The organism is Myroides sp. NP-2 (assembly GCF_014145665.1).
Taxonomy (GTDB): domain Bacteria; phylum Bacteroidota; class Bacteroidia; order Flavobacteriales; family Flavobacteriaceae; genus Flavobacterium.
Map to the genome: position 1 here is coordinate 1 of NZ_JACHTD010000043.1, position 1,317 is coordinate 1,317.

Annotated in this window: 2 protein-coding genes; both read right to left on the bottom strand. The window is 30.8% G+C overall.

Annotation, left to right across the window (positions count from 1 at the left end):
* Positions 1–29: 29 nt before the first annotated feature.
* Positions 30–908 (bottom strand): IS3 family transposase, encoded by an 879-nt coding sequence (locus H4K35_RS15535; RefSeq protein ID WP_368668699.1) that lies wholly within the window; start codon positions 906–908, stop codon positions 30–32.
* Positions 875–1,273, bottom strand: coding sequence for a transposase (locus tag H4K35_RS15540; protein WP_182628806.1), 399 nt, complete (start codon positions 1,271–1,273; stop codon positions 875–877). The genes H4K35_RS15535 and H4K35_RS15540 overlap by 34 nt, the downstream gene beginning before the upstream one ends.
* Positions 1,274–1,317: the final 44 nt, after the last annotated feature.

Sequence of the window (1,317 nt, forward strand, 5' to 3'; positions counted from 1 at the left end):
TGTACATCCCTAAATATGGTTGACCGTTTTTAAACATTAACTTCATTATTAAATATAGTAATAAATGGTTTGGAAAAAGTACTTTTTCCAAACCATTTATTTTCAAACTCAACAGGTGTCATTTTATCTATTGAATTATGAGGTCTGGTATTATTATACTGATTGACTGCTTTTTTGATCAATCTCTTTAGTTCACAAAAACTTTTGGGTTTCCAATATGCTAAATAATCATTTTTAATTGTTCTATTTATACGTTCAGCATAGGCATTATCTTGAGCAGAAAGAGCCATACTGATGTTTACTCCTTTGGTTTTCAATAATTGAATATATCCTTTATAGGTATACTGACTTCCTCTATCTGAATGATGGATTAAGGGAGGTGTATTGTACTTAAAAGCCATTTTCAAAGCTTCTATGTTGGCTTGCGCTCGCATATTATCAGAAACATGATAACCTACTATTTTCTTAGTATATACGTCTATAATAAATACTGCATAATAAAACACATCTTTTATTCGGATGTAGGTTATATCCGATTGCCAGATGGTTGAAGGTGCATTTACTTGCATCCCTTTAATTAGATTTGGATAATAAATTTTGGAAGCTATCGTAGTTTTAATGTAATTTTTTCGTTTGTGTAAACGATACCCTAAGTTCATAAACACATCTATAAACTTATCTCTACCTATAAAACTGGGTTTTAAGGTATAGTACATCTTCTCAACCCCACAACCAGGATGTTCACGTCTTAAATCATCTGCTTCTAAGACTAGTTTAGATACTTCTGTATCAAAAACAGCTTGTTTTTTAGCATATTGATTTACTGCTTGTTTACTAATTCCAATAGTTCGATATAAACTATTTAAAGAATAGTTTATTTGCTCTTTTTCTTGACGGAACCAGGTGATTGCAGGGTGTTTGAATTTTTTATTATATCATAGTCTAATTCTTTACTGGCAATCTCTATAACTTTAGAATAGAAATCTACCTGAATTTGCTTCTGACCAACTATACGCTCTAGTTCTTTTACTTTTGCTTCTAGCTCCTTGACTTTGTTTGTGTTACTTGCTTTCATCTCTACAATTCTTTGACCTTGTTCATTAAAGATAGAAAATTTATAGATCCATCGGTAAATAGCTGAGTTAGGAATTTTGTATAAACGACTTAACTGAAGGACACTATAAGTCCCTTTTTCAAATAAACTAACAATCTCGCGTTTAAATTCTTCTGAATAAATACGATTTTTTTTGATTTGTTGAACGTTAACTTTCATAGGAAAATTGATTTTTTATGGTCAACCTATGTCAGGGACGTACA